We start from the raw sequence: 5,600 nt of genomic DNA on the forward strand, positions 1-5,600 counted from the left end.
AATCATGCCAATCATCACAGAGAAAGAAGTTATTTTACAACCAATATTCTTTGAGTTCAACAGAAGCAATATTACAGCAGAAGGAGCAGCAGAGTTAAATAAGCTAGTTGCAGTTATGAACGAAAACCCAAACATGGTGATATTCGCAAAATCACACACCGATAGTAGAGGAAGTGATAAATACAACATGAACTTATCAGACAGAAGAGCAAAATCGACTGTTCAATACTTAATCAGCAAAGGAATAGCAAAAGATAGAATTTCAGGACAAGGATTTGGAGAAAGCGAACCAAAAGTAGCTTGCAAACCATGTACCGAAGAACAACACGCACAAAACAGAAGAAGTGAATTCTTAATTGTGANCAAGTTAATAAGCCCTTGATATTTGTTTATCAAGGGTTTTTTTGTATTTCGTCGACAAAAAACGTATTTCATCGATATTAAGCGTGTAGATTAATTTATTATGTAACTTTGAGAATTAATCAAACCATAACTATATAGTAACAATGAAAAAATTATTACTTTTTTTCATGTCGATTTTCTCAACTTTTGTTTCTGCTCAGCTAAATGAAGGTTTTGAAAGTACAACTTTTCCACCAACTGGTTGGGCAGTATTCGACAATGCAAATGGATCCAATTTATGGATTCGTAACACAACCGCTACACTTGTGTATTCTGGAGTAGCTTCAGCAAGAATAAATGGGCAGAATGTAACAGACGGAACAACAGCCGTCGATTGGTTAGTCACGCCTCAGGTATTAGTGCCTGCAAACGGTCAATTACGTTTTTATGGACGTAAATCTCAATTAGGTAATTTTGGAAGTATATACACAATTCGTGTCTCTACTGTTTCTCAAACAACACCAGGTGATTTTGCAACTATACAAACATGGACCGAAACTGATTTTGATTATCAAAATTATCAACAAAAATTTGTCGATTTAGCTGCTTATGCTGGACAAAATGTTTATATCGCATTTGTAATGGAAAATGATGCGGGTGACAGATGGTTAGTCGATCAAGTTAAAGTAGATCAAAAGTGTTTAACACCTACAACTTTGAATGTTACCGCTTTTTCTACTTCAGCAAATCTTTCATGGACAAGTCCAAACCCAGTAGGGCCATGGGAAATTGAATATGGTCCTCAAGGCTTTACACCTGGGACAGGGACTATTGTGAGTGCTCCTACAAATCCATTTACAATCACAGGATTATCTCCATTAACTTCTTATAGTTATTATGTTAGAACAATTTGTGAGGCAGATAATGTGAGTCCTTGGTCAGTAGTTAGAAATTTTACAACTACAGCAGCACCTCCTATCTGTGGTGGTAATTTTATTGATTCAGGTGGAGTGACTGGTAATTATGCAAATAATGAAAATATTACTACCGTAATTTGTCCTACAAATTCAGGTGAATTAGTAACAGTTACTTTTACTTCATTTAATACGGAGTCTGGTTGGGATTTTTTAAGAATATATGATGGTAACAGTACAGCTGGAACTCTATTGGGAACATACACAGGGACTACTTTACCTCCTACTTTTACTGCATCAACTTCAAATGGATGTTTAACATTTAATTTTACATCTGATTCTTCGGTAGTTAGATCAGGATGGACAGCAAATATTACTTGTGCGCCAGCTCCAACATGTCCAAGACCATCAGGTGTTACTTTGTCAGGAATAACTCAAACCACTGCAAATGTAAACTGGACAGAAAATGGTCCAGCAACACAGTGGCAAGTATTAGTTTTACCAGCAAATGATCCAGCACCGACTGGTGCAACACCAGGTTGGCAAACAACATCAACAAGACCTTATTTATATACAGGATTAACAAGTGGAACTCAATATAAGGCATATGTACGTTCTATTTGTAACCCAGGAGTTGACGAAAGTACTGTTTCTACTGGTACTACATTTGCTACATTAATTCAGAATGATGAATGTATTAATGCAGTTATAGCTCCAGTAAATTCAGATACATCTTGCCAATTATTAGCAAATGGTACGGTTTTGGGAGCTACAGCATCATCTCAAGGAAGTACATGTGGAGGAACTAGAGATGATGATGTTTGGTTTCAATTCACGGCAACAAGTACTACTCATTATATATCTTTAGTGAATGTAGCAGGAAGTACTACAGATTTATATCATGTTGTATATAGTGGCTCTTGTGGTTCATTAACTCAATTATATTGTAGTGACCCAAATAGTAGTGTCGCTAATGCTTTAATTCCTGGGCAAACTTATTATGTAAGGATTTATACTTTTACTTCTACTCCGAATCAAACTACTACATTTAATTTATGTATAGGAACACCTGTAAATTGTACTGATGCTTCACCATTTTGTGGTAATACTGGTTTAGTATATACAAATTCTACAGGAGCACCTAGCTATGGGTCAATAGGCTGTTTAGGTACATCTCCAAATCCTGCTTGGTATTTTATGCAAGTAGAGCAAAGTGGAAATTTAAATTTACAAATTGCACAAACAAGTACTGCTACAGGTGCAGGAATTGATGTTGATTTTATTGCATGGGGGCCTTTTACAGCTGCACAATTTAACACAATGTGTAATAACTTATATGATTTCCCAGATGGAAATACTTCAATTCCGAATAATGTTGCAGCTTGTAGTTATTCATTCGTATCAATCGAGAATTTCACCATAGCAAATGCAGTTGCAGGAAATTATTATTTAATATTGATTACTAATTTTAGTAACCAGCCAGGTACTGTTACTTTTACTCAAACTAATATAGGTGCTTCTGGAGCAGGAACTACTAATTGTGATATTGTTTGTGATGTTAGCTTAGGACCTGATAGAATAGTTTGTAATCAACCAACTTATACAATAAATGCAAGTGCTATTGCGGCAGATGGCTATCAATGGTATTTCAATAATATTTTAATCCCTGGAGCTACTTCAAGTTCAATTGTGGTTAATCAAAGTGGCGATTATAAGTGTATTGTTACTTGCGGTTTAAATAATGTTGAGGATACAATAAACATTCAGTTTATTGACCAAGAAGTACCTACATTTATTGCGCCGGCTCCAATTTGTTCAGGTGCTCCAGCTCCAGTATTACCTTCAACTTCTAATGAAGGTATCACAGGGACTTGGTCTCCTGCTTTAGTAAGTAATACCGCTTCGGGAACGTATACTTTTACTCCAACTGTTGGTCAATGTGCTGCAACAACAACTTTATTTGTTGAAGTATTAACAACTTGTGCATTTAATTCTTTTGCTACAGCTGTTTGGGTTGATAATTGTTCAACAACAGGTGAAGGCGAATTTTTTAACATTACAGGATCAGGAACGAGTATTATCGGACCACCTGCAAATATTTTTCCAAATTCTAATTTAGGAACTTATGTTCAAAACTCTAATCAGTTGATTATTAGAGGTGCGGAAGTTAAAACATTTAAAACTTTAACTGCAAATGTTTGTGGAGCAACTTTAAACTATAGAGTGTATCCTGTGGCATCAACTCCGGGTACTTTTAATTCATTAGTGTTACCATTTTTTGAAAATTGTGGGGCAGGAACATTCCCTTCAGGAGGTCCTTGTAATCCTGGTGATCAAAAATGGCAGGAAGTATTATCTGATTTAGAGTCTCCAATAAATCTTACAACATATCCTCCAGGAAATTATGTATTTGAGGTTTATTTTACAGTCGTTGGAGATAGTAATTCTACTACTGATTGTGATGATTCTATTCTGGTTAATAATGGAGGATTAAATTTTATAGCAAACTTTACTATTCAGAATCCACCTACATTTACTTTTACTCAGCCAACTACATGTAATGGTACAGAAGGGTCTATTACTATCAGTAATTTAGCGCCAGGTGAAACGTATTCATTAACTTATAATGATGATGGAAATCCAGTTGGTCCAGCAAATTATATTGCAGATGCTAGCGGATCTTTTATTTTGTTAGGATTAAATGCTGGAGTTTATGATAACTTCTTGTTTACAATAAATGGATGTGTTACTTCAAATGCAACTCAAATAACCTTAGTAAATCCGGTATATACTCCAACTTTTACTGCAATTGGACCATTTTGCTCAGGAGATGCAATCACATTGCCTTTAACTTCTGATGAAGGATATACAGGAACTTGGTCTCCAGCGGTAGATAATACCCAAACAGTTACCTATACGTTTACACCTACACCAGGTCAGTGTGTTGTGGGAGCCACTTTGCAAGTCATTGTTAATCCAATTCCTGTGTTGCTTTCAGTTACTAATAATTCTCCTATTTGTTTAGGTAGCGATGCAGTATTTAATATTGATGGTACACCAAATGCTACTGTGAGTTACACAATAAATGGTGGAGCTTCACAAACTGTTGTCTTAGATCTTAATGGAGATGGTACTATAACTATTGCAGCTCCAACTTCAAATGTTGATTTACAATTGACTTCAATTTCTGCGTCTGGTTGTTCAACAGCTTTAACAAATGTTTCTACTGTAGTTGTAAATCCAATACCTGATGTAATAGTAAATAATAGTTTGCCAGTAATTTGTTCCGGTGACACTACAAATATAAGTTTAACTAGTTCTTTAGCAGGAACTTCATTTAGTTGGACAATAGTAAGTTCAAATGTTAATGGTGCTTCAGCAGGAACAGGTGATTTAATCTCTCAAGTGTTAACAACAACATCTGCTGTTGCAGGAAGTGTAGTTTACACAATCACGCCTTCTTTAAATGGCTGTATAGGAGTTCCAGTAACAACTACTGTTACAGTTAACCCTTTAGTGTCTCCCGTTTTCGATTCTATTGACCCTATTTGTGAAAATTTAACAGCTCCCTTATTACCATTGGTTTCAAATAATGGTATAACAGGAGCTTGGAGTCCTTCTTTAATTGATACTTCATTAGTTGGATTTACAACCTATACATTTATACCAGATGCAGGGCAGTGTGCTTCTAATCAAACATTAGTTGTTGAAATTATTGATAGAACTTTGCCGACTTTTAATTCTGTTGAAGATTTGTGTTTGAATTCAAATGATACTTCATTACCATTAACTTCTTTGGAAGGAATTACAGGAACTTGGAGTCCAGCAATTATAGATACAAGTAATACAGGGGTTTTAATTTATACATTTACTCCTAGTGCTGAATTTTGTGCAGACCAAGGTTTCTTAACAGTTAATGTTATTACTTGTGCAATTCCAAAAGGAATTTCTCCTAATGGGGATGGTTTAAATGATACTTGGGATTTATCAAGCTATAATATTCAAAAGGTTGAAATATTCAATAGATATGGAACAAAAGTATACTCTAAATCAAGTTACGAAAATGAATGGTATGGCCAATCAGATAATGGAAATGAATTGCCAGATGGAACCTATTATTTTGTGATTGATTTTACAGATTTAGAGACAAAAACAGGTTGGATTTATATAAACAGAGAACGTTAATAAAAGTAAGGCTGCTACAATTTGTAGCAGCCAACTTTAAAAAAACATAAAAAAATAATGAAGAAACTATTTTTAGTAACTTTAGGAGTAATTGCCTTTTCGGCAGATTTACAAGCCCAGCAAGACCCACACTACACCCAATACATGTATAACATGAGT

At 35.0% G+C, this 5,600-nt stretch carries 2 protein-coding genes; both read left to right on the forward strand.

Features of this window, described 5'->3' with window-relative positions:
• Positions 1–382, forward strand: a 382-nt coding sequence (locus OJ995_RS13390) for an OmpA family protein (RefSeq protein ID WP_264369898.1), incomplete at its 5' end; no start/stop codon positions are given.
• Between the two features lie 124 nt (positions 383–506).
• Positions 507–5,441 (forward strand): T9SS type B sorting domain-containing protein, encoded by a 4,935-nt coding sequence (locus OJ995_RS13395; RefSeq protein ID WP_264369899.1) that lies wholly within the window; start codon positions 507–509, stop codon positions 5,439–5,441.
• Positions 5,442–5,600 lie beyond the last annotated feature (159 nt).

It is taken from the genome of Flavobacterium lacisediminis, from assembly GCF_025909975.1.
GTDB lineage: Bacteria > Bacteroidota > Bacteroidia > Flavobacteriales > Flavobacteriaceae > Flavobacterium > Flavobacterium lacisediminis.

Excerpts from the sequence above, each read along its gene's own strand:
- OJ995_RS13395 (WP_264369899.1), top strand. The coding sequence starts at position 507 with ATGAAAAAATTATTACTTTTTTTCATGTCGATTTTCTCAACTTTTGTT.